This window comes from Variovorax brevis (genome assembly GCF_030317105.1).
Lineage (GTDB): Bacteria > Pseudomonadota > Gammaproteobacteria > Burkholderiales > Burkholderiaceae_C > Variovorax > Variovorax brevis.
The window spans coordinates 1-19,805 of the sequence record NZ_JASZYG010000029.1 but is presented as its reverse complement, the minus strand read 5'-3'; the positions used below and the strand labels follow the sequence as shown (position 1 = coordinate 19,805).

Genomic DNA, 19,805 nt, shown 5'->3' with positions numbered 1-19,805 from the left:
AATGCGGTGATGCGGTGCGCTCAGGCGCCCCAATGGAGGATGAATTCGTCGTCGGTCTCTTCGATGCTTCCTGACAGCGAGATCAGGCTCAGGTGGATCTCCTGCAGGTCCCAGCGGTGGCCGAGGCGCTCCTCGACCGAGGCGCGGCGGATCACCAGCCGGCCTGGTGCGTCGACCTTCACCATCGCCGGGTAGTCGATGGCGGTGGCGCCGGGGTTGTCGGCGAGGATGGCCTCGACGATGACGCGCGCGGTCTCGCTGGTCTGCAGCGCGATGAAGACCGGCGGGCGGGCGATGTCTGCGGTGGCGGTGGTCATTCAGGTCTCCTGGGTTGTGATCAAGCGGCGATGCCCAGGCGCGCGGCGCGGGCGTCGAGTTCGGCGGCGACGGACTGCAGCGCATCGGCGCCGCCGCCGCCCAGCGCCAACGCGGACAGCGGACCCAGCGCCTCGACGATCTGCTCGCGCCAGGCCCCATACCACGCGGCCAGCTGCGCCCGGTTGGCAGGTGACTCGTCGGCCGCCGTCTTGACCGTGGCGTCGACCCAGCGCAGGTTCTCGTCGAACCAGTCGTTCTGGAATTCGGTCAGCATCGCCAGGGCGTTGCCGGTGGCGCCGCTGCGCTCGTTCACGTAGCGCCTGTAGACCAGCGGATACAGCAGGCCGTCGAAGACCAGGTTCTGCGCCACGAAGACCTCGAACCAGTCACGCGTGACGAACAGGTTTTCCATCAACCGCCGAACGCCCTGCCAGGCCGGGTGCGTGAGCCAGGCTTCCTTGCCGGCGTCCAGCGCCGCGCCCGAGTTGCCATCGAGCTGCAGGCCGACGCGCGACAGGTACTGCGCGATCCCCAGCCGGTCCATGGCGGCGAAGATGAAGGGCTGCGTCACGGCCGTGCCGTAGCCGTAGCCGCAGCAGTAGCTGTGGTTCATGTTGGCGCCCCATTCGTAGTGGCGCAGCGGCACCAGCACCTGCTGCAGCGACTCGCGCGTGCCGGCGTCGGCCTGCGCCAGCAGCTTGCGCTTGTCGGCGAACTCGAACTGCCGGTCGGCGCCTTCCTGCTGCCGGGCGCGGGTCATCGTGTAGATGCCGTAGTAGTAGTGGCGCGGATCCTTGAAGCTGTACCAGTCGGCCATCGCGATCGCGGTGCGGCGCTTGTCGTAGAGCTCATACCCGGGCGCCCACAGCGGCCTGTAGTGGAAGTTGGCGGTCGGCTGCATGTCCAGCGTGGCTTCCTGGTAGCGCGAGGCCGGCTTGTCGCCGAGCCGCCGCGCGACGTGCGAGAAGGTCTGGCGGATCGGTCGGATGTCGGTGGTCTTGATTTCGACTTGCACGGGATGTCTCCTCGGGTGGGTTCAGGGTCTAGTGATCGATTCCGGGCGCGCCGTAGCGCCACTTCATGCGTTCGAAGTCGAGGCGGGCGCCCTCCTCGGTCGTCAGGTGGCGCACCTCGTGGCGCTCGCAGAATTCGCGGAACTGATCGAACTGCATGACCAGCTCGACCGCCAGTTCGGGGTCGCCGATGGCGAACTCGAACTCGACGAAGCGCGCGTCGCGGGTGCCCGTGACGCGCACGAAGCACGGTTGTCCGGTCATCGCGCTGGCACTGCCGCTGTGCCTGTCTGGCCATGTCGAAAGGGTCACTTGTTCAATCCATCGAATCCGGGTCGGCAACAGCGCCGCCCCGACCAATAAGGGCAACGGGCGTGCCAGCGCCGCTAAGTGATTGATTCGTATGGACCCGGCCGACGACGGGGCCGAGTGATCCGGGTTGTCCCGGATGATGGGTTGATCACTTGCTGCGGTGCAGCTTGATCAAATGGTGAAGCCCGCGGGCGCAGGGGGCGCGCGGCCTCAGGACGCCGGGAGCCCTTCCTTCTTCAAGCGGTAGGCCAGTTGCGGCCGCGTGATGCCCAGGAGCCGGGCCGCCTGCGAAAGATTGCCCTTGGCCCGCTGCATGGCCATCTGCATCAGCCGCTGTTCGAGCGATGCGATGTCGATGTTTTCCTCGAGGACGCGTTCGCACAATGCCTCCAGCGCGCCGGCTTCGGATTGCGTGATCTGGCCGCCGGCGCCGAGTTGGCCCTCGGCCGGCGCGCCCGAGGGCGAGCTCCACAGGTGCGCGGCCTCGATGTCGCCGTGATCGGGCGCCAGCAACACCGCGCGCTCGATCACGTTCTCGAGTTCGCGGATGTTGCCCGGCCATGCGTGCGTCATGACCTCGCGCATCGCCTTGTCGGTCAGGCCGCGCAGCTTCTTGCCGTACAGCGTGCTGTACTTCTCGACGAAGCGGCCGACCAGTTCCGGGATGTCGGCCGTGCGCTCGCGCAGCGGCGGGATGGTGATCGGGAAGGTGTTGAGGCGGTAGTAAAGATCGCTCCTGAACTTGCCGGCCTGCATCGCCTGCGGCAGGTCGACGTTGGTCGCCGCGACGATCCGGACATCCACCCGCGTCGCCTGGTCGGCGCCGAGGCGCTCGATCTCGCCGGTCTGCAGCACGCGCAGCAGCTTCACCTGGGTCGCCAGCGGCAGGTCGCCCGCCTCGTCGAGGAAGAGCGTGCCGCCGTGGGCCCGCTCGAAGCGGCCCGCGCGCGCATGGTGGGCGCCGGTGTAGGCGCCCTTCTCGACTCCGAACAATTCGGCCTCGATCAGCTCCGCCGGGATCGCGGCGCAGTTGACCGCGATGAAGGGCTGCTTGGCGCGCGGGCCATTGTCGTGCAGCCAGCGCGCGAACAGCTCCTTGCCGACCCCCGTCTCGCCAAGCAGCAGGACGGTGATGGCGCTGCGGGCGGCCGTTCGCAGCAGTTCGAACGCCGCGCGAAAGCCCGGCGATACGCCCACCAGGTTCTTGTCGTATTCGCGGCGCGGCTGCAGGGCGCGCAGGTGTTCGAGGCTGAGGTTGAATTCGATCAGCCGCTCGGCGATGTGGTGCTGGCGGAAGTAGTCCAGGTAACGATCGTCCTGCCACTGCTCGGCGACCTGGCCGACGATGCGGCAGCGGCTGTCGCCCATGCTCGTGCACTCGACCTCCTTGAAGACCACCAGCTGGCCCATGAAGGCGCTGGTGTAGCCCGACGCATAGCCGATCTGCGACCAGCATTGCGGATCTTCGCCGTGGCCGAACTCGCTTACATGGGCCTCGCACTCCCAGGAGTTCTCCCAGACGAACTCGCCGAAGAAGTGCTTTTTCTCGAGGTCCATCTCGAGCTTGATCATCTCGACGCTGACGATGCCTTCGATCGAGTGCAGGCGCGGGCCCAGCATGAAGGCATCTTCGGTGCGCAGACCGGTGCGTCGCTCCTTGACGGCCAGCTCGCCGTCGCGCTGGCCCGACGCGAAGCCCATGCGCACCAGCAGGCCGCGCGCGCGCTCGACGCCCAGCGAGTCCAGCAGTTCCTTGCGCAGCTCGGCGAAGGCACGCGCGTGCAGCAGGATCATTCGCTGCTCGTCCAGCCAGATGTGGCCGGAGCCCGCGTTGAAGCGCAGGAGAGAAAGAAGTTCTCCCACGTTGTCTCTCCTTGTATCGAGGCCGGCCGGGTGGCGGCCGCGGCAGACTCACGTCGGGCAGCCGGAGCGCGCCAGCTTCGGCCGCAGGAACTCGGGGTAACCGTACCTCTTGCGCAGGTTAGCACGGTGGCGGGAGAAATCCCGTGCGAATTCGACAAGGCGCCCGGAGCATCGGCCTGGGGCTCTGGCTCGACTTGCTCCAGGCCAGCCAAATCGTGCACCTGCCGCCGCGCCGACCGAAACATGGCAGTACGAAGGCCCGCTCGCGGCATTCATGCCTGAAAGGTGAGCGGCATCACTTCTGCGAAGTGAAGTGCGACCTAAAGTCGTAGGGATAACTACCTAGACGTGCCACTATGGATCCCTGCATTGAAGGAGTTCGCAATGGGTTATCAAGAAGGTTTTTACGAGACTGAGGCTGTCGACGTGAAAGTGTCGGAGGTCCTCGTTGCCACGCCGGACGGTAGCGACTATCTGATCGACCCGGCGGTGCCCGAGGTTCTGAAGGCGCTGCGCACAAGCTTGCATATGGACGTTGCTTTCGTCGCTGAGTTTGTTGACGGTCATCGCGTATATCGGCGTGTTGACGCCGACGACAACGCAAAGGTGATCCATGAAGGTCACGGCGACCCGCTGGAGCGCACTTACTGCAAGAAGGTCGTCGAAGGCCTTTTGCCTGGAATGCTTCAGGACGCTGCGACGCATCCTGTCGCTGCGGCATTGTCGGCTCCGTTCCCGATCGGGGCTTTCCTGAGCGCGCCGATCGTTCTCAACGACGGCAGCGTCTACGGCACCATGTGCTGTTTCAGCTTTGCTTCGAACGAGAACTTGACGGAGCGGGACCTTCATCGCCTGGAAACGGCCAGCAAGTTGATCGGCCGTCGGATCGACGAGTTCCGAAAGCATGAAACGGATCGAGCCATACAGGATTGGAAGCTGGAGCCGATCGAGGTGTTGCATCACTAGCCATGACAGGGGGCATCCTGGAACCCGTCTGATTCACCCAGCCGGATCGTCGCATGATGGCGTGAATAAATCAGAATCCGCGAGATGGGCGTCCACCCTGGACGGGACTTCGTCGATCGATAGGCGCTCTTCGAAGTCCGTCGATGCGAAATCAGAGGGGACATGGATCGAATGCTCATCCCTCCTGACCAATCCCCGATTCTCCAGCTCGCGCATGGTCTTGTTGACCTGCTCGCGGGACAGCCCGGAGTAGGACGCAATGACCGCCTGGGTGATGCGCTTGTCGAAGCCTCCCGCGCCGCCTGGCGCGAGCTGAGTCAGCTCGTGGAGGATGCGCCGGATGAGGCGCTCCGTTGGCGAAGCCGAGATCCGCCGCAGTTGCTCACGCAGCGTAGCAACCCGCTTCACGGCGAGCTCCAGCAGTCCGATGGCCACTTCCGGATACCTGGCGCACAAGGCCCGAAGCTTCGACACCGGCACGAGATACACCGAAGAAGGCAAGGCCGCGATGAGGGTGGCCCCCGGTTGATAGCTGTCCCGCTGGAGGCTTGGACTGAGGAAGAATCTGTCTCGCCCGATGAAGTCGCTGGTGACGCCTTGACTGTCCGTGCCTTGCATGACGACCCGCACGAGACCCGTGGCAACGCAGTAGATGCAATCCGTCCACTCGTCCACGTCCAGCACGACCGCATTGCGGCGGTAAGAGCGCAGTTGGACGAACCGGATGAACTCCGCCCGTTCGGCTGCGGGGACGCTCGCGATAAGAGGATGCAGGTACATCGATATTGTTCAGGTGAGCGGCATGTCATTGTCGGCAGTCAGTCCTCCCCCAGACAGCGTCAGTTCGTGCAAATTCGACCGGGCCAGTTACACCGGAACGCTCGCCGCTCGACAGCCGGGATTCGGCCCCTCAGGAAAAATGGCGACCGCATGTCGCTACGATGGGACGCTCTATCACGCCAAAGGATCCCCCATGAACAAGACAGCGCTGGTTGTCGGCGCCAGCGGCGTGATCGGCACCGCCTTGTCCGAGCACCTGCTCGGTATCGGCTGGCAAGTTCATGGGCTGTCGCGCGGCCGCACGCCCCTGGTGGCGGGCTGCGCCCCCATCACGGCCGAACTGACAGACCCGGCTGCATTGCAGGCGGCGCTTGGCGGACTGCGCATCGACAGCGTGTTCATTGCCGCATGGTCGCGCCAGGCCAACGAACGCGAGAACATCCGCGTGAACGGGGCCATCGTGCGCAATGTGCTGGCGGCGGCAGGACCGTCGCTCGAGGGCGGGCATGTCGGGCTGGTGACCGGACTCAAGCACTACCTGGGTCCTTTCGAGGCCTACGCGACAGGGGTCGTGCCCATGACTCCATTTCGTGAAGACCAGGGCCGCCAGCCCGTCGACAACTTCTACTACGAGCAGGAAGACCGGCTCTTCGAGGCAGCGCAAAGACACGGGTTCTCATGGAGCGTGCATCGGCCGCACACCGTCATCGGCTATGCCATCGGCAATGCCATGAACATGGGCGTGACGCTCGCGATATATGCCAGCCTGTGTCGCGAGTATGGCCAGCCTTTCCTGTTTCCGGGCTCCGCCGCGCAGTGGCACGGCCTGACCGACATGACCGATGCCCGTCTGCTGGCCCGGCATCTCGCCTGGGCTTCGGAAAGCTCCATGGCCAGGGACCAGGATTTCAATGTGGTCAATGGCGATGTCTTTCGCTGGAAGTGGATGTGGCCCCGCCTGGCCGAGTATTTCGCAATCGAACCAGCGCCATACGACGGCACCCCGACGCCCCTGGCCGGCCGTCTGGACGATGCGGCAGGCCAGTGGGAGGCACTCGCGATTCGGCATGGCTTGCGCGAGCCGGACATCGGCAAGCTGGCATCGGGGTGGCATACCGATGCCGACCTCGGAAGGCCCATGGAAGTGCTCGCGGACATGACCAAGAGCCGACGCGCGGGGTTCCTGGACTACCAGAGTACGCTGGATAGCTTCACCGACCTGTTCAGCCGGCTCGAGGCAGAGCACATCGTGCCGCGGCGATCCGGTTGAAGCGCAATCTTCGCTTCGTCCTGTCGGCGCTCAACGCGACGCGCTCCGGGAGCTAAGGCCTACAGGGGCAGCCTTCGTGCGGCGCTCAGACCGGCACCGTGCCGGCCTCCGTCCCCGCTTCCGCTTCCGCCTCTGCTTTCGCCTTCGTCGCATCGGCGGCGCGCCGCTTCGCGCCCGGCGCCGCGCCGTCGGACACCTTGTCGATGCGAAGCGCCTTCCGGACCGGGTCATAGCCGAGCTTCACGCTCTGGCCCGCCGACACTTCGCCCTTGAGCATGGCGGTTGCCAGCCCCGATTCGACCACGGAGCGCAGCTTGCGCTTGAGCATGCGGGCGCCGAACTCGGGGTCGTAGCCGATCTCCGCCAGGTGGTCGACCAGTGCGTCGTCGAACGTGAGATGTACGTCCTGCGCGGCCGCCGTGCGCGCCACACGCTGCAGCTGCAGCCCGACGATGGCATGGATCTCGGGCTTGCCCAGCGCGTGGAAAACCACGACCTCGTCGACCCGGTTCAGGAACTCGGGCCGGAAGTGGTGGCGCAGCAGTTCCATCAGCCGGTCGCGCAGCGCCGGGTACGCGAGAACTTCGCGATCCTTGGCCTTGAGGTTGCGCTGGATCACGTCGGAGCCGAGGTTGCTGGTGGCGATGATGATGGTGTTGGTGAAGTCGATCACCCGTCCCTTGCCGTCGGTGAGGCGCCCTTCGTCGAACAGCTGCAGCAGGATGTTGTGCACCTCGGAATGCGCCTTCTCGATCTCGTCGAGCAGCACCACACTGTAGGGCCGCCGCCGCACGCGCTCGGTCAGCTGGCCGCCTTCCTCGTAGCCCACGTAGCCGGGCGGCGCGCCGATCAGCCGTGCAACCGTATGCCGCTCCGAATACTCGCTCATGTCGATGCGCACCAGCGACTCCTCGCTGCCGAAGACCGTCGCCGCCAGCGCCTTGGCCAATTCGGTCTTGCCGACGCCGGTGGGGCCGAGGAAGAGGAAGGTCGCGGTCGGCTTGCCTGCTTCGCCCAGGCCGGCTCGCGCCAGGCGCACGGCTTCGCTGACCGCGCGCACCGCCTCCTCCTGGCCGACCACGCGTTCCCGCAGCCGGTCTTCGAGCTGGAGCAGCTTCTCGCGGTCCTCGGTCGTCAGCTCGGACACCGGCACGCCGGTCAGCGCCGAGACGATCTGCGCCACGTCCTCCACGCTCACTTCGGAGGAACTGGTGCCACGCCGCTTCTTCCAGGCCGCAGTCGCGTCGGCGAGCTTCTTCTCGTCGGCCTTGATGCGGTCGCCCAGGTCCTTGGCCTTGTCATACTGCCTGGCCGCGCCGGCGCCGTCCTGCTCCTGGCGCAGCTTGCGGACGTTGGCTTCGATGTGCTGCAGTTCCTGCGGGCGCGAGCTGGCATGGATGCGCACCCGCGCCGCACCCTGGTCGATCAGGTCGATCGCCTTGTCAGGCAGGAAGCGCGAGGCGATGTAGCGTGCCGAGAGCCTGGCGGCGGCCTCGATCGCGCCTTCGCTGATCTTCACCTTGTGGTGCGCCTCCAGGCGGTCGCGCAGGCCGCGCAGGATCTCGATCGTGTCCTCGATGCTGGGCTCCGGCACCATCACCGGCTGGAAGCGGCGCTCCAGGGCTGCATCCTTCTCGATGTACTTCTGGTACTCATTGAGCGTGGTCGCGCCGATCAGGTGGAGCTCGCCGCGCGCCAGCGCGGGCTTGAACACGTTGGCGATGTCCAGTCCGCCCTCGCCGCCGCCGGCACCCGCGCCGACGATGGTGTGCAGTTCGTCGATGAAGATGATCAGCTCGTCCTGCCTGTCGATGATCTCGTCGAGCACCTGCTTGACGCGCTCCTCGAATTCGCCGCGGTACTTGGCGCCCGCGACCATGCTGTTGACGTTGAGTTCCATCACCCGCTTGCCGCGCAGTACGTCGGGCACCTGGTCCTGCACGATGCGCTGCGCCAGGCCCTCGACGATCGCGGTCTTGCCGACACCGGGTTCGCCGATCAGCACCGGGTTGTTCTTCTTGCGTCGCGCCAGCACCTCGATCGTCGTCTCGATCTCCTGGGCGCGGCCGATCACCGGGTCGAGCTTGCCCTGCCGGGCCAGTTCGCTCAGGTCGCGGCCGTACTTGTCGAGCGTCGGCGTGCCGCTGCGCTGCTTGAGCTTGCCTTCCTCCGCGCCCTTGCCGACGACCTTGACGACCTTCTGGCGCAGCGACTGCGAATTGAGGCCGAGCTTGCGCAGCAGTTCACCGGCAAAGCCGTCTTCTTCTTCCACCAGGCCGATCAGGATGTGCTCCGGCCCGACATAGCTGTGGCCGAGTTCACGGGACGCGATCATGGCCTGCTCGAGGGCGCTCTTGGCGCGCGGCGAGACGCCGATCCGCGGCGTCTCGCCCTTCTCGACCATGTGCTCGCCGCGGGGCGCGTTCTCGTCGATGTTCGACCGGAGATCCGCCTCCGACAGTTTGTAGTCGCGCAGGATCTCCTGGACGATTTCGTTGTCGAGCAGCGCCAGCAGCAGGTGCTCGGTGTCGACCTCGTCCTTGCGGTACTCCAGCGCCTTCTCGGCTGCAACCTGGAGCCGATCCATCGCCGCTTCGTTCAGGAAGCTGCGCAGGTCCACCGCCTCACGCGAACGCTGGCGTCGCGGCGCGGCGCTGGCATGTGGCCGCGCCTTGTCGCCGCCTGCGCCGCGGTCGCGTGGCGACTCGCCGAACAGCGAGCCGCGATCGCCGAAGAAGCTCTGGAACTCGTCGAACAGACCGCCGCCGAACAAGGACTCGAGCGGCGAGCGCCCCAGGGCGCTGCCCATCGTCTCGGCATAGTGTTCGTCGCATAGTGCGACCTGGCGGGTCTTGCCGCCTTCGCGCAGGGTCAGTTGGGTGGTGGCGGGGCGTCCGCACACGTCGCACTTGGCCATGGCTGCTCCTTGTTCAGGCGGTGTATTCGAACTTCGGCAGGGCCTTCAGCTCGTCCTTGCTCGCCTTGGGCAGCACGGCCTTCGGCGCGATGTGCTCGAACTGGCGCACCGGAATCGCCACCAGGTGCTTGCCCATGCCGAGAAAGCCGCCGACGTTCACGATCGCGGTCGAGAGGTTGCCGTCGGTCGAGAGCACGAGGTCGTCCACCTTGCCGATCTTTTCGCCCTTGTCGTTGTAGACATCCTGGTGAAGCAGCTTCGAGGCGCGGTAGCCGGTGGCGACCAGCTGCGTTTCGGCGATGGTCACGCCGATCGTGGCCTTCGCAGCCACCGGTGCCGGGGCTGCCTTCGTGGCGCCTTCCTTGGGCGCTGCGGGGTCAGGGGCTGCCTGGCCGCCGGCGAGTTGCGTCAGGCCGAGGGCGAGCATTGCACAAGCGATGCTGGTGCGAAGAAGTTTCGTGTCCATGATGTTTCACTCCGTAGCGGTTGAAGAAATTCACTTGATCTCGAGCTTGCGCGAAGCCATGCGCAGCCGGACTCAGAGACCGATCGTGATGCGGTTCTCGACCGCGCTGACGCCGGGCGCCTTCCAGGCCGCGCGCTCCGCTTCCTCGCGCTCGGCCCAGGCGCGCACCCTGCCCTTGAGGGTCACCTTGCCGCCGTCCACCTCGACCGTGATCCGCTCGGCGTCAGTCTGCGCACTGCGTACCAGCGCCTCCTCGACCTTCTTCTTGACGTCAGATGGCTGCGCCTTGGGCTTCACCTCGATCAGGTTGCTGACGCCCTTCACGCCGGCGAGATTGCGCACTACGCGCCCGGCCTGCTCCATCTTGTATTGCCAGTCCACGGTGCCCGTCAGCGTGACCCAGCCCTTGGAGACGCTGACGTCGATCTTTTCCCGCTCCAGCAGAATGTCCCATTGCAGGGCGCGCGCTGCGGAGTCGGCGATCTCGGGGTCGGTGCGCTCGTAGCTGGTACCCAGCCGGACCTCGATGTCGTTGGCCACGGCCCTCACTCCGCGCACGCGATGCGAAGCCTCTTCCGCCGCCCAGCGCTTGGAGTACGAATCGACATAGCCGGTCAGCGTGACGACGCCATCCTTCACCGCCACGCCGATCTCGTTGGATTGCACGCGTGGTTCCCATTTCAGTTCGGTCTGCACCTCGTTCTGAATCTCGACGTCGGTGCGGGCAGCGGTAGCAACAGTCATGGTTGATCCTCTATCTGTTCGTCCAGCGCCCGCAGGGATAAGCGACTTTCATCCGACAACCACACGCGGGCGCAATGGCGCGAAAGTCGGGTGCTTGAAGATTAGGTCGGCAGACCGGCCCGGTCTTGCTCAGACCTGCGCAGCTATGTCGCGGGACTGCGCGTTGATGCCGATGCCCTCGCTTCGGTGACCTTCGCTCGCGATGGCATGGGCTTGAAATGCGACGCGCTGTCCAGCGCCGGACTTCGCCAGCATGCGCAGGAATCCGGAAGACAGCTGCAGCCACTGCGCCTACGCTGACCCGTCGAGAGTCAATCATTGGAGATCAGGAGCGGGCATGCCGAGCCGGCGATTCCCGAACCTGACGAGACGCTCGATTCGCAGCACTGCATGTGCCGAACCCCACTCAAGGAGAAGCCCGATGAAGCGTCTGTTCCTCTTCCTCGCCACCAACCTCGCGGTGATGTTGGTGATGTCGGTCACGCTGCGGCTGCTGGGCGTGGACCGCTTCCTGAATGCTGCTGGGCTGGACTTCGGCGCACTGATGATCTTCTCGCTGGTGATCGGCTTCGGCGGTTCGTTCATCTCGCTGCTGATGTCCAAGCAGATCGCGAAATGGTCCACCGGCGCGCGGATCATCGAGCGGCCGCAGAGCACCGACGAGGCTTGGCTGCGCGACACCGTGCACGCGCTGGCGCGGCGCGCGGGCATCGGCGAACCGGAGGTCGCGCTCTACCCGGGTGCGCCCAACGCCTTCGCGACCGGCGCCTTTCGCGACGCATCGCTCGTGGCCGTGTCGACCGGCCTGATGCAAAGCATGAACCGCGCGGAGATCGAGGCCGTGCTCGGCCACGAGGTGTCCCACGTTGCCAACGGCGACATGGTGACCATGGCCCTGGTCCAAGGCGTGGTCAACACCTTCGTGGTGTTCTTCGCGCGCGTGGTCGGCTACCTGGTCGACACGGTTGTGTTTCGCCGCGACGATGACGAGAACGCCGCCGGCGGCGGGATCGGCTACTACGCGACGGTGTTCGCCTGCGAGATCGTGTTTGGCATCGCGGCTTCGCTGATCGTGGCGTGGTTCTCGCGCCACCGCGAGTTCCGCGCCGACGCGGGTTCGGCACGGCTCCTGGGAACACCGACGCCGATGATCAGCGCGCTGGGCCGTCTGGGCGGCATCGAAGCCGGTGAGTTGCCGCAGTCGCTGCGGACGCTCGGCTTCGCCGGCCTGCCGTCGTGGATGCATCTGTTCGCGAGCCATCCGCCGCTGGAGCAGCGCATCGCGGCACTGCAGGTGGGGCATGGAAGCCCCATCCCGTGGGCGAACTGAGGCTTCGACCATGGCCTTCAACGATTTCATGGCCCCGACGTCGCCGGCGGGGCCGGCGCTGGTGACGATCTACGGACGGCTGGGCAATGCCGCCGCTTGGGCCATACGCGACTTCCTGCACCGCAGCGACGTGCCCTTCGAGTGGGTCCCTCTGCCGAGCGACGACGGCGCACACAACAAAGCGCAGGTCGACCACTTGCACGATGCGCGCCTGCCGGTCTGCATGTTCCCCGACGGCACCCGCATGGAATGCCCGACGATCCGTCAGATCACCGAGAAGCTCGGCTGGTTCAAGAATCCGTCGCGCTCCGAATACGACCTGGCCATCTACGGCGCCGGGCCGGCCGGCCTGAGCGCCGCGGTTTACGCCGGGGCCGACGGCCTGTCGACCGTTCTTGTCGAGCGCCTGGCCGTCGGTGGCCAGGCCGGCAGCAGTTCGAGGATCGAGAACTACCTGGGATTTCCGCAGGGCATCAGCGGCATGGAGCTCGCGGAGCACGCCCGCGAGCAGGCGTGCAAGTTCGGCGTCGAGATCCTGCTCGCCCGCGAAGGCGTGCGCGCAGAACTGAAGCCCGGACGCGGCGTTGGCGTGCTCGAGGACGGCACTCGGATCGTCGCGCGCGCCACGATCTGTGCCACCGGCGTGGCCTACCGGCGGCTCGGACTGCCCAACGAGGAGCAATTGATGGGCTCGGGCCTTTACTACGGCGCTGGCGCCAGCGAGGCGCCACTGGCGCGCGGCCAGCATGTGTTCATCGTCGGCGGCGGCAACTCGGCCGGCCAGGCGGCGATGCATTTCGCGCCACACGCGAGCCGCGTCAGCATGGTGATCCGGGACGCATCGCTGAAGGGCACCCTGTCGCGCTACCTGATCGACCGCATTGCCGCCAGTGCCAACATCGAGGTCCTTGCGAACACGGAGGTGAGTGCGCTGCACGGCGATGGCGCGCTGCAAGAGATCTCGTTGCGCGACCTCGCCACCGGCACCGAACGGCGCGTTGCGACGCAATGGCTCTTCGTGTGCATCGGCGGCGAGCCGCAAACCCATTGGGCGGAATCGATCGGCATGGAGCGCGACGAGGCAGGCTACATCCTCACCGGCCCCGATCTTCTGCAAGGTGGCCGGCGCCAGCCGCAGTGGCCGCTGGACCGCGAGCCGTACTTTCTCGAGACCAGCATTCCAGGCGTCTTTGCGGCCGGCGATGTGCGGCACAGCGCGGTGCGCCGCGTGGCGTCGGCGGTGGGTGAAGGCGCCATGGCGGTGGCCTTCGTGCACCGCCATCTTGACATCAGCTCAATGTCGCCTGCTTCACATCCATAACCTGCGCTCTCAAGGGGACCCTGATGAAGACACTTTCCCTCATCGTCGCGCTCGCCGCGTGCGCGCAGACCGGTACCCGGACCTCATCCAGGGACACTGACCCTGCGCCCGCCATCCACGCGATGTACGAACGCAACGGGGCGGGCTGCCGCCGCGACGCCGGATCCGAGGATCAGCGCGCCTGCATGCTGGATGCGGCGCGCGGCCGCCACGAGGTCAAGCGCGAGGCCCTGCAGCAGCAGCGGTCGCGGACACAGCTCGGCAAGCCCGTCGCGGCAGCGCACCAGGAGCCATGACATGGAGGGCTATCAATCCATTCTGGTCCACATGGACGCCTCGCCGTGCTGCGCGGAGCGGCTCGCGATGGCGCGCAGGATCGCGCCGGCCCACGGCACGGCGCGCCTCGTCGCGCTGCTGGCCATCGAGCCGCGCTTGCTGCCCTTGCCGCTGCGCGTTGATGTCGAAGCGCTGGCCGCGCCGAACGTGCCCACGTTCGACCCCGAGCATCGCGAGTTCGCCCGTACACTGTTTGACGAGGCCCTGGCCTCCGGAGATCCGGCGATGACCTGGGCCGAGGTGCCGGGCGATCCGCCCGTCTGGGGCACGGCGCAGGCCTCGCTCTATGTCGATCTGATGGTGCTGGGCCAGCATGACCCCGAAGAGCCGCGAACGCGGGACGTGCCGAGGGACTTCGTCGAATCGGTCGTGATGGAAAGCAGCAAGCCGGCCTTGGTGATTCCCTATGTCGGGCGTTATCCGGCCGTGAGCCAGAACGTGCTGATCGCATGGAAGCCCACGCGCGAATGCGCCCGCGCCGTTGCCGGCGCGCTGCCGTTGATACGGCGCGCCAAACGCGTGCACGTGGTGTCCTGGGGACCGGACAACTACGGCCCGGCGGAGACCACCTTCGGCATTGTGCCGCGCGCTGCGCTGCCATGGCGTCCAAGCTTCCGCGAATCGCTACCCCGACGAGCCGAGTGAGCTGGGCGAGCTGCTGCTGTCCCACGCCGCGGATCAAGCCAGCGACCTGCTGGTGATGGGCTGCTACGGTCACCACCGCATCCACGAACTGCTGCTCGGCGGCGTGACGCGGACCGTGCTGCGTTCGATGACGCTGCCGGTGCTCATGGCGCATTGAAAGAAGGGAGTCCACATGCCAGCAGTGATCCATGCAGGCGAACGCGATTTCGAATCGACGCTCGCCGCGCAGCAGAATCCGGTGCTGGTCGATTTTTCGGCCTCCTGGTGCGGACCGTGCAAGGCCATGGCGCCGGCGCTCGAGTCCTTCGCGCAGCGCCGGCATCAGGAACTGGCCGTCGTCAAGGTCGACATCGACGAGGCGCCGTCCATCGCGGCGAAGTATGCGATCCGTTCGGTGCCCACGCTGATGCTGTTCCGCCAGGGCCAGCAGCTCGCCATGCAGCCGGGGATGAGGAGCGAGTCGCAGCTCGCCGACTTCGTGGACCGGCACCTGCCGCGCAGGCCTGCCGTGGTAGTGCAACAGGACCCGGGTCGCCCGCAGATCGACCTGGACTGGTGACGAGCCTGCTGCGCTGGAGGCGGGCCGTCAGGACGCTCCCTTGCGCGCACGGAGTTCGGCGATGAACTCTTCCGCAGGCGTGAAGAAGGGGTTCTCGTGCAGCACGCCGCCGAGGATGGTGACGGGGTGTGTGCGCAGGACGTCTGCCATCAGCGCCGCACCGGTCTTCGAAAGGTCGTACATGCACACCACGGTATCGCGCCCTTCCGGCACGACGTCGTTGAGGCGGGCTTCGTACTCGAGGAAGTCTTCCACGCCCGGCCAGTCTTCGCCAGCCCATTCGGCGTGTCCGGTGATCCGCGAGATCGGGGTCTGCGAATCACCCGAGATATGCTGCTGCACGAAGCTGAGCATGCGGGTCACGTCGAAGTGCCCGTCACGCAGGTACATGTCGAACACCGAGTGGACCTGGAGCTTCCCCTCGCGCTCCTGCTGCGCGACGTCGATGCCGGCCGCATAGAGCTGCCGCAGGTGTTCGTCGCGAAGTGAAGAGTCAACGATCTGGCAGGCCCGATCGCCTCGCTCGAGCCCCTCCTTGATGAAGGGCATCATGATGCGGTTTTCCTCCTCGGCGGTGCGGAAGAAGGCGCAGATGTGGCGGTACTTGCCCAGTGTCGACCCTGCGATTTCCATGGCGACCTGTTCGCCCTGACCTGAGGACGAGGCCAAGAGGCCGGTGAAGCTTGAATGCATCATATTTCGTCCAGGTTTTTTCCAACACTGCCAACGTACGCCAGCTGCGGCGTCGGCGCGAACGGTCGCGCGCGCATCGCCGAAATCTTTTAGCACGTTTCTTAAAAGAAAGTGCAATTACTGTGTCGATCCGTGCCACTCTCTCGCTGGTTGCCTTGAGTCGCAGACCATGGATGAAACCGTCACTGAAATCCGCCGCCTTCAGGACTGCATCAGCGGACTGATGAGTTTGCTCGCTTTGCCGTCCCTGTGGGACAGCCGCGATCCGATGTCCATCCTGCGAACATTGCTCGAAATGCTGGCGCGCATGCTGTCCCTGGACCTGGCCTACGCGCGGCTGGACGACGGCGAGGCGGCGCCGATGGTCGAGCTGGCACGCAGCGAGCATCTGCCCGACATTGCACTACGCGCGGAACAGGTCGGCGCAGTCATCGAACCGTGGCTCCTGGCACAGCACCCCGGCGTGCCCTATGTCGTTCAGAATCCATTCCAGCAAGGCGAATTCCGTGTCACGCACCTTTGGCTCGGGGCCAGGAAGGAGGTCGGTGTGCTGCTGGCCGCCTCCCGGCGCCCCGGATTTCCGAGCGCCACCGAAACGCTGCTGCTGCGGGTGGCCGCAAACCAGGCGGTCGTCGAACTGCAGCGGGCACAGCTGGCTGCCACACGGCAGCGCGCCGAGGCCGCGGAACGGCTCAACGACGAGATCAAGGCGCACAACGCCTACCTGCGCCAGGAAACCGAGCAACCCTGGGGCGAGATCGTCGGTCGCAGCAAGTCGCTCGCACAGGCACTGACGCTGGTGGAGCGCGTTGCGCCGACCAATGCATGCGTCCTCCTCCAGGGCGAGACCGGGACCGGCAAGGAGCTGATCGCGCGTGCCATCCATCGGCTCAGCCGCCGCAGGCAATACCCCTTTGTGCGGCTCAACTGCGCGGCCATCCCCACTGGTCTGATCGAAGCCGAGCTGTTCGGCCATGAGAAAGGCGCCTTCACCGGCGCCGTGGGCAAGCGCATCGGGCGCTTCGAACTGGCCGACAAGGGCACCATCTTCCTCGACGAGGTCGGAGAGATTCCGCTTGAACTGCAGGCCAAGCTGTTGCGCGTGCTGCAGGAGCACGAGTTCGAACGCCTGGGAAGCACCCACACGCAGAAGACCGACGTGCGTCTGATCGCGGCGTCCAATCGCGACCTGGCGCAGATGGTCGCCGCCCGCACCTTTCGCGACGATCTCTATTACCGACTGAAGGTATTCCCGATCGTGACGCCACCGTTGCGCCATCGCGTGGACGACATCCCCGTGCTGGCCCAGCACTTCCTGCAGGTTCACGCGCGCGCCAACAACCGGTCGATCGCGGCCATCGCCCCCGAAAGCCTGGCGGCGCTCGGCCGCTATTCCTGGCCGGGCAACGTCCGTGAGCTGTCGAACTTCATCGAGCGCTGCGTGATCCTCACGCAAGGCGCGACGCTGGAGGTTCCGGTTGGCGAATTGAAGCCTCGCCCCGATGCGGAAGATGCCTCGGACGAAAGTCTCGAACGCATGGAGCGCCAGCATATCCTGCGGGCCCTTGAAGAATGCAACTGGGTCATCGCCGGCCCCGCCGGTGCGGCCGCCAAGCTGGGCATGAAGCGCACCTCGCTGCAATACAAGATGCAGAAGCTCGGCATCGCGCGCCATTGAGCGCGCTGCCGGAATGCCGGCAGCGGTGACGGCATTCCGGCAGCCGCGCGTCGAATCAAGCGCGTCGCGAGCGTGGCCCTGCTCGCCCAAACCCTTGTCACGCCTCAAGATTCTGCAAGGCGGCGCGTCATTCGCCCTCGCTCGCGACATCGGCACGTCCCTTGCGAGATGAACAGCATGCCTGCCGGTCGGCAGCGCAAGAAACAGATGCAAGAAGGCGGGTCCCATGCTGACAGGAAACGAATCCGGAATCGACGGCTTGCTGAGCTTCAATTTGCCAATGCGGCCGTATCCGCCGTCTCCGCGAACCACGTGCGAACCGGTCATGCGCATTGCGCATCTGGGTGAAGCGGACCTCGGCAGCGTGCGCAAACGCAATTCCCTCGACATCCTCGTGCCGAAGGAAACCGCGAACCTGTTCACCACCCATCGCATGGAGGCCGCGCGCGACCGAACCGCGTACGTCCGCGCGCCGCTGGTCGCTGTTGTTCCGCCGGCGCTTCCCCATTCGCTCGCAGACCGGCCCGGCGCCAACACGCTCATCCTCAGCATCGAAGAGCCTTTTTTCAGCGAGACGGCCCGTACCGCGCTGGGCAGCGACGAATTCAGCTTCGTCGAACCCCATGCAGCGCCCGATTCGCTGATCCGCGAAGTCGCCGACGCTGTCGATCGGGAATTCCCGAGCCACCAGCTGGCGGCGAGCTTCCTGAACGCGATGGCCGCCCTGCTGGCTGCGCACGTCGCCAGGAACTACGTGGCCGCGGGGCCGGCACAGGCCACGTCCACCGGCGGATTGGCGGCCCACAAGATGCGCTGCGTCCGCACCTTCGTTGCCGAGCATCTTGGCGAGACGATCCGCGTCGAACAGCTGGCCGCGCAAGTGCATCTGAGCCCCTTTCATTTCGCGCGGATGTTCAAGCAATCGACGGAACAGTCGCCCCACCTGTACATCCTCCTGCAGCGCATCCAGCGCGCCAAGGAACTGCTGGCGGGCACCGACTCGCCGATCATCGAAGTGGCCGCTGATGTGGGCTTTCGCACGCAAGGCCACTTCACCGGCGTCTTTCATCGCTACACCGGGTACACGCCGAAGGTCTTCCGCATGAGCGCGCGCGAGGCGTCGAGCCGGCCCATTGATTCATCAGGAGGCGACCATGACCGATGAGACATCCCTGCACAACGCCGTCGCGTTCGAACTGCGCTTCCAGTCGCTGTACCAACTGGGCCGGGCGCTCGCGTTTCCCTGTGATTGCGATGGCCATGTTGACCTCGATCATTGCAGCGAACGTGCGAGGAACAACTACCTGTTCGCAAGGGCAATGATGGGGCGAGAGTACGGGTGGCCCCGGGTCACGCCCTGCCCGGGCAGGGCCGGTGCAAGCGATGACAACAGTGGCAAGGGCAGCGAGCCCTCGTCCTGACCGCCCGAAGCTCGTTGAGCCGGCCAAAAGCTCGTGACGGCCTTTATCGCAGTGCCCCGGCAATGCTCATTGCAAGATGGGAGAGTACGGCCGGCCTTCGCACTGGCAGTCGCGCAGGGCCTCCTTGGCGTGCAGGGCGACCAGGCCGTAGAAGGTCAGCCCGGGCCGAAGTGTCACCGGTATGAGCATGGGAACATCCATGTGAGCCCGATCGGGCGGTGCGCCAAGGGTGAGTTTGATCATGCGTTCCGATTGTTCGAAGTCCGGACTGCGCCGAACAGGGTCAGTCGGTGCCCGTTCGACCGGGCCAGTCCGCCGGCGGCCCACCGCTCCCCAGAACTGGACTGCCCCAATGCGTTGGAACTGAGCCTGTGCAGCCGGTGCCTGGTCGACAACACTGCTTTCATTTGCGATTCGTTGCCGGGCGCTCCCGATCCGGCGTTGAAAGATTAAAAATGAAAAACCCTGAAGTGATGGACATGGCGGCCGCCCACCATTTGATAGAAGTCATGCTCGACCAGTGCAAGAGCGACGATGCATTCGAATCGAATGTGAACGTTCAGAAACGCAGGGCGATCCAGAAGAGTCTCGAATCATCGAAGATGCTCATGGGGATTGCGCATCAACTGATGGTCCAGCCCGAATCCATGACGCTCAGGGACAGCGCAGAGCGTTCGAAGACGTTGCTCAACCAGATCAAGATCGCGGCGCGCACGGCTTACGAAGCCGGATTCGTGTTGACGGGAAGTGACTGATATGAGTGCGATGAAAAGCGAGCCGAACCGTGCAGCGACTTCGTTTGCACGAATGGAGGAAGCGCTGCAATACGCAGCCAGCGCATTGAAAGCCGGCCGTTGCGTCACGGTATGGCCTGTCGACGCAGCGGGCTACAGATTGCAAGCATGGGATTTCGAGGAACAGGTCGACGACGAGCTCTACGCGCCCACGGCGCCACTTGAACTCGAGATCCCGGCCAATCGACGGGGATCTTCCTGAAGCTAGGTGATAGCGGCGAGCCGCGATCTCGTTTGCTTCTCCTCACCCAAGCTGCGCAGGCACAGGCTCAGGCCGCCGCCTGCCTGGCGCGCACGAGGTGGCGGTAGCGCAGGTTGAGCAGCACGTAGCAGATCATGGTCGCCGTGATGCCCACCAGCATGGCGCCGAGCCCGAGCG

General features: G+C 65.6%; 23 protein-coding genes. 13 read left to right on the top strand and 10 right to left on the bottom strand.

Features of this window, described 5'->3' with window-relative positions; all coding sequences use genetic code 11:
- Nucleotides 1–20 precede the first annotated feature (20 nt).
- The 4 genes from QTI66_RS36250 to QTI66_RS36235 form a co-directional block, all read right to left on the bottom strand.
- On the bottom strand, nucleotides 21–317 hold the full coding sequence (locus QTI66_RS36250; RefSeq protein ID WP_286565216.1) for an MmoB/DmpM family protein: 297 nt from the start codon (nucleotides 315–317) through the stop codon (nucleotides 21–23).
- A gap of 20 nt (nucleotides 318–337) precedes the next feature.
- A complete protein-coding gene (locus tag QTI66_RS36245) occupies nucleotides 338–1,333 on the bottom strand; it encodes an aromatic/alkene monooxygenase hydroxylase subunit beta (protein ID WP_286565215.1) in 996 nt (331 codons plus the stop codon).
- A gap of 28 nt (nucleotides 1,334–1,361) precedes the next feature.
- Nucleotides 1,362–1,643 (bottom strand): phenol hydroxylase subunit, encoded by a 282-nt coding sequence (locus QTI66_RS36240; RefSeq protein WP_286565214.1) that lies wholly within the window; start codon nucleotides 1,641–1,643, stop codon nucleotides 1,362–1,364.
- Nucleotides 1,644–1,853: 210 nt separating this feature from the next.
- The gene (locus QTI66_RS36235) at nucleotides 1,854–3,506 is read right to left on the bottom strand and encodes a sigma-54-dependent Fis family transcriptional regulator (protein ID WP_286565213.1); all 1,653 of its coding nucleotides are present in this window, start codon (nucleotides 3,504–3,506) and stop codon (nucleotides 1,854–1,856) included.
- 384 nt (nucleotides 3,507–3,890) lie between these two features.
- Here QTI66_RS36235 and QTI66_RS36230 point away from each other — a divergent pair, with 384 nt between their 5' ends.
- Nucleotides 3,891–4,472 carry a GAF domain-containing protein gene (locus tag QTI66_RS36230; RefSeq protein WP_286565212.1) on the top strand — a complete coding sequence of 194 codons (582 nt, stop codon included), beginning with the start codon at nucleotides 3,891–3,893 and terminating at the stop codon, nucleotides 4,470–4,472.
- A 33-nt stretch (nucleotides 4,473–4,505) separates the two neighbouring features.
- Here the strand turns inward: QTI66_RS36230 and QTI66_RS36225 are convergent, their stop codons facing one another.
- Entirely contained in the window at nucleotides 4,506–5,252 is a 747-nt protein-coding gene (locus tag QTI66_RS36225) for a Crp/Fnr family transcriptional regulator (protein WP_286565211.1), read from the bottom strand.
- Nucleotides 5,253–5,445: 193 nt separating this feature from the next.
- On the opposite strand from QTI66_RS36225, the gene QTI66_RS36220 reads away from it, so the two are divergent.
- The gene (locus QTI66_RS36220) at nucleotides 5,446–6,522 is read left to right on the top strand and encodes an SDR family oxidoreductase (protein ID WP_286565210.1); all 1,077 of its coding nucleotides are present in this window, start codon (nucleotides 5,446–5,448) and stop codon (nucleotides 6,520–6,522) included.
- 85 nt (nucleotides 6,523–6,607) lie between these two features.
- On the opposite strand, the gene QTI66_RS36215 is transcribed toward QTI66_RS36220, so the two are convergent.
- From QTI66_RS36215 to QTI66_RS36205, 3 genes are all read right to left on the bottom strand, one after another.
- On the bottom strand, nucleotides 6,608–9,439 hold the full coding sequence (locus QTI66_RS36215; protein ID WP_286565209.1) for an ATP-dependent Clp protease ATP-binding subunit: 2,832 nt from the start codon (nucleotides 9,437–9,439) through the stop codon (nucleotides 6,608–6,610).
- A 13-nt stretch (nucleotides 9,440–9,452) separates the two neighbouring features.
- Nucleotides 9,453–9,905: a PRC-barrel domain-containing protein gene (locus tag QTI66_RS36210; RefSeq protein WP_286565208.1), complete on the bottom strand. Its 453-nt coding sequence runs from the start codon at nucleotides 9,903–9,905 to the stop codon at nucleotides 9,453–9,455.
- 72 nt (nucleotides 9,906–9,977) lie between these two features.
- The gene (locus QTI66_RS36205) at nucleotides 9,978–10,649 is read right to left on the bottom strand and encodes a BON domain-containing protein (protein ID WP_286565207.1); all 672 of its coding nucleotides are present in this window, start codon (nucleotides 10,647–10,649) and stop codon (nucleotides 9,978–9,980) included.
- Nucleotides 10,650–11,070: 421 nt separating this feature from the next.
- On the opposite strand from QTI66_RS36205, the gene htpX reads away from it, so the two are divergent.
- The 6 genes from htpX to trxA are packed head-to-tail and all read left to right on the top strand — an operon-like array spanning nucleotide 11,071 to nucleotide 14,840.
- Nucleotides 11,071–11,979, top strand: coding sequence for a protease HtpX (htpX, locus tag QTI66_RS36200; RefSeq protein ID WP_286565206.1), 909 nt, complete (start codon nucleotides 11,071–11,073; stop codon nucleotides 11,977–11,979).
- A 10-nt stretch (nucleotides 11,980–11,989) separates the two neighbouring features.
- Nucleotides 11,990–13,300 carry an NAD(P)/FAD-dependent oxidoreductase gene (locus QTI66_RS36195; protein WP_286565205.1) on the top strand — a complete coding sequence of 437 codons (1,311 nt, stop codon included), beginning with the start codon at nucleotides 11,990–11,992 and terminating at the stop codon, nucleotides 13,298–13,300.
- Nucleotides 13,301–13,323: 23 nt separating this feature from the next.
- Nucleotides 13,324–13,596, top strand: a complete 273-nt coding sequence (locus QTI66_RS36190) for a hypothetical protein (protein WP_286565204.1) — start codon at nucleotides 13,324–13,326, stop codon at nucleotides 13,594–13,596.
- 1 nt (nucleotide 13,597) lies between these two features.
- A complete protein-coding gene (locus QTI66_RS36185) occupies nucleotides 13,598–14,281 on the top strand; it encodes an adenine nucleotide alpha hydrolase family protein (protein WP_286565203.1) in 684 nt (227 codons plus the stop codon).
- The gene (locus QTI66_RS36180) at nucleotides 14,214–14,438 is read left to right on the top strand and encodes a universal stress protein (protein WP_286565202.1); all 225 of its coding nucleotides are present in this window, start codon (nucleotides 14,214–14,216) and stop codon (nucleotides 14,436–14,438) included. The genes QTI66_RS36185 and QTI66_RS36180 overlap by 68 nt, the downstream gene beginning before the upstream one ends.
- Nucleotides 14,439–14,453: 15 nt before the next feature.
- On the top strand, nucleotides 14,454–14,840 hold the full coding sequence (gene trxA / locus QTI66_RS36175) for a thioredoxin (protein WP_286565201.1): 387 nt from the start codon (nucleotides 14,454–14,456) through the stop codon (nucleotides 14,838–14,840).
- 27 nt (nucleotides 14,841–14,867) lie between these two features.
- Here the strand turns inward: trxA and QTI66_RS36170 are convergent, their stop codons facing one another.
- Nucleotides 14,868–15,650 carry an MEDS domain-containing protein gene (locus QTI66_RS36170; RefSeq protein WP_286565200.1) on the bottom strand — a complete coding sequence of 261 codons (783 nt, stop codon included), beginning with the start codon at nucleotides 15,648–15,650 and terminating at the stop codon, nucleotides 14,868–14,870.
- 52 nt (nucleotides 15,651–15,702) lie between these two features.
- On the opposite strand from QTI66_RS36170, the gene QTI66_RS36165 reads away from it, so the two are divergent.
- The 3 genes from QTI66_RS36165 (at nucleotide 15,703) to QTI66_RS36155 (ending at nucleotide 18,632) form a co-directional block, all read left to right on the top strand.
- Nucleotides 15,703–17,211, top strand: coding sequence for a sigma-54 interaction domain-containing protein (locus QTI66_RS36165; protein WP_286565199.1), 1,509 nt, complete (start codon nucleotides 15,703–15,705; stop codon nucleotides 17,209–17,211).
- Nucleotides 17,212–17,437: 226 nt separating this feature from the next.
- Nucleotides 17,438–18,376, top strand: coding sequence for a helix-turn-helix transcriptional regulator (locus tag QTI66_RS36160; protein WP_286565198.1), 939 nt, complete (start codon nucleotides 17,438–17,440; stop codon nucleotides 18,374–18,376).
- The gene (locus QTI66_RS36155) at nucleotides 18,366–18,632 is read left to right on the top strand and encodes a hypothetical protein (protein WP_286565197.1); all 267 of its coding nucleotides are present in this window, start codon (nucleotides 18,366–18,368) and stop codon (nucleotides 18,630–18,632) included. The genes QTI66_RS36160 and QTI66_RS36155 overlap by 11 nt, the downstream gene beginning before the upstream one ends.
- 66 nt (nucleotides 18,633–18,698) lie before the next feature.
- Here QTI66_RS36155 and QTI66_RS36150 read toward each other — a convergent pair whose 3' ends face one another.
- The gene (locus QTI66_RS36150) at nucleotides 18,699–18,875 is read right to left on the bottom strand and encodes a hypothetical protein (RefSeq protein ID WP_286565196.1); all 177 of its coding nucleotides are present in this window, start codon (nucleotides 18,873–18,875) and stop codon (nucleotides 18,699–18,701) included.
- A 236-nt stretch (nucleotides 18,876–19,111) separates the two neighbouring features.
- On the opposite strand from QTI66_RS36150, the gene QTI66_RS36145 reads away from it, so the two are divergent.
- Nucleotides 19,112–19,387, top strand: a complete 276-nt coding sequence (locus tag QTI66_RS36145; RefSeq protein ID WP_286565195.1) for a hypothetical protein — start codon at nucleotides 19,112–19,114, stop codon at nucleotides 19,385–19,387.
- Between the two features lies 1 nt (nucleotide 19,388).
- Nucleotides 19,389–19,628: a hypothetical protein gene (locus QTI66_RS36140; RefSeq protein ID WP_286565194.1), complete on the top strand. Its 240-nt coding sequence runs from the start codon at nucleotides 19,389–19,391 to the stop codon at nucleotides 19,626–19,628.
- The last annotated feature ends 177 nt before the right edge of the window (nucleotides 19,629–19,805 follow it).

What these genes read in the sequence shown, in the direction of transcription:
- QTI66_RS36250 (WP_286565216.1), bottom strand. Translation starts at nt 317, where the DNA reads ATGACCACCGCCACCGCAGACATCGCCCGCCCGCCGGTCTTCATCGCG.
- QTI66_RS36230 (WP_286565212.1), top strand. Translation starts at nt 3,891, where the DNA reads ATGGGTTATCAAGAAGGTTTTTACGAGACTGAGGCTGTCGACGTGAAA.
- QTI66_RS36225 (WP_286565211.1), bottom strand. Translation starts at nt 5,252, where the DNA reads ATGTACCTGCATCCTCTTATCGCGAGCGTCCCCGCAGCCGAACGGGCG.
- QTI66_RS36220 (WP_286565210.1), top strand. Translation starts at nt 5,446, where the DNA reads ATGAACAAGACAGCGCTGGTTGTCGGCGCCAGCGGCGTGATCGGCACC.
- QTI66_RS36215 (WP_286565209.1), bottom strand. Translation starts at nt 9,439, where the DNA reads ATGGCCAAGTGCGACGTGTGCGGACGCCCCGCCACCACCCAACTGACC.
- QTI66_RS36210 (WP_286565208.1), bottom strand. Translation starts at nt 9,905, where the DNA reads ATGGACACGAAACTTCTTCGCACCAGCATCGCTTGTGCAATGCTCGCC.
- QTI66_RS36205 (WP_286565207.1), bottom strand. Translation starts at nt 10,649, where the DNA reads ATGACTGTTGCTACCGCTGCCCGCACCGACGTCGAGATTCAGAACGAG.
- htpX (WP_286565206.1), top strand. Translation starts at nt 11,071, where the DNA reads ATGAAGCGTCTGTTCCTCTTCCTCGCCACCAACCTCGCGGTGATGTTG.
- QTI66_RS36195 (WP_286565205.1), top strand. Translation starts at nt 11,990, where the DNA reads ATGGCCTTCAACGATTTCATGGCCCCGACGTCGCCGGCGGGGCCGGCG.
- QTI66_RS36190 (WP_286565204.1), top strand. Translation starts at nt 13,324, where the DNA reads ATGAAGACACTTTCCCTCATCGTCGCGCTCGCCGCGTGCGCGCAGACC.
- QTI66_RS36185 (WP_286565203.1), top strand. Translation starts at nt 13,598, where the DNA reads ATGGAGGGCTATCAATCCATTCTGGTCCACATGGACGCCTCGCCGTGC.
- trxA (WP_286565201.1), top strand. Translation starts at nt 14,454, where the DNA reads ATGCCAGCAGTGATCCATGCAGGCGAACGCGATTTCGAATCGACGCTC.
- QTI66_RS36165 (WP_286565199.1), top strand. Translation starts at nt 15,703, where the DNA reads ATGGATGAAACCGTCACTGAAATCCGCCGCCTTCAGGACTGCATCAGC.
- QTI66_RS36160 (WP_286565198.1), top strand. Translation starts at nt 17,438, where the DNA reads ATGCTGACAGGAAACGAATCCGGAATCGACGGCTTGCTGAGCTTCAAT.
- QTI66_RS36155 (WP_286565197.1), top strand. Translation starts at nt 18,366, where the DNA reads ATGACCGATGAGACATCCCTGCACAACGCCGTCGCGTTCGAACTGCGC.
- QTI66_RS36150 (WP_286565196.1), bottom strand. Translation starts at nt 18,875, where the DNA reads ATGATCAAACTCACCCTTGGCGCACCGCCCGATCGGGCTCACATGGAT.
- QTI66_RS36145 (WP_286565195.1), top strand. Translation starts at nt 19,112, where the DNA reads ATGGCGGCCGCCCACCATTTGATAGAAGTCATGCTCGACCAGTGCAAG.
- QTI66_RS36140 (WP_286565194.1), top strand. Translation starts at nt 19,389, where the DNA reads ATGAGTGCGATGAAAAGCGAGCCGAACCGTGCAGCGACTTCGTTTGCA.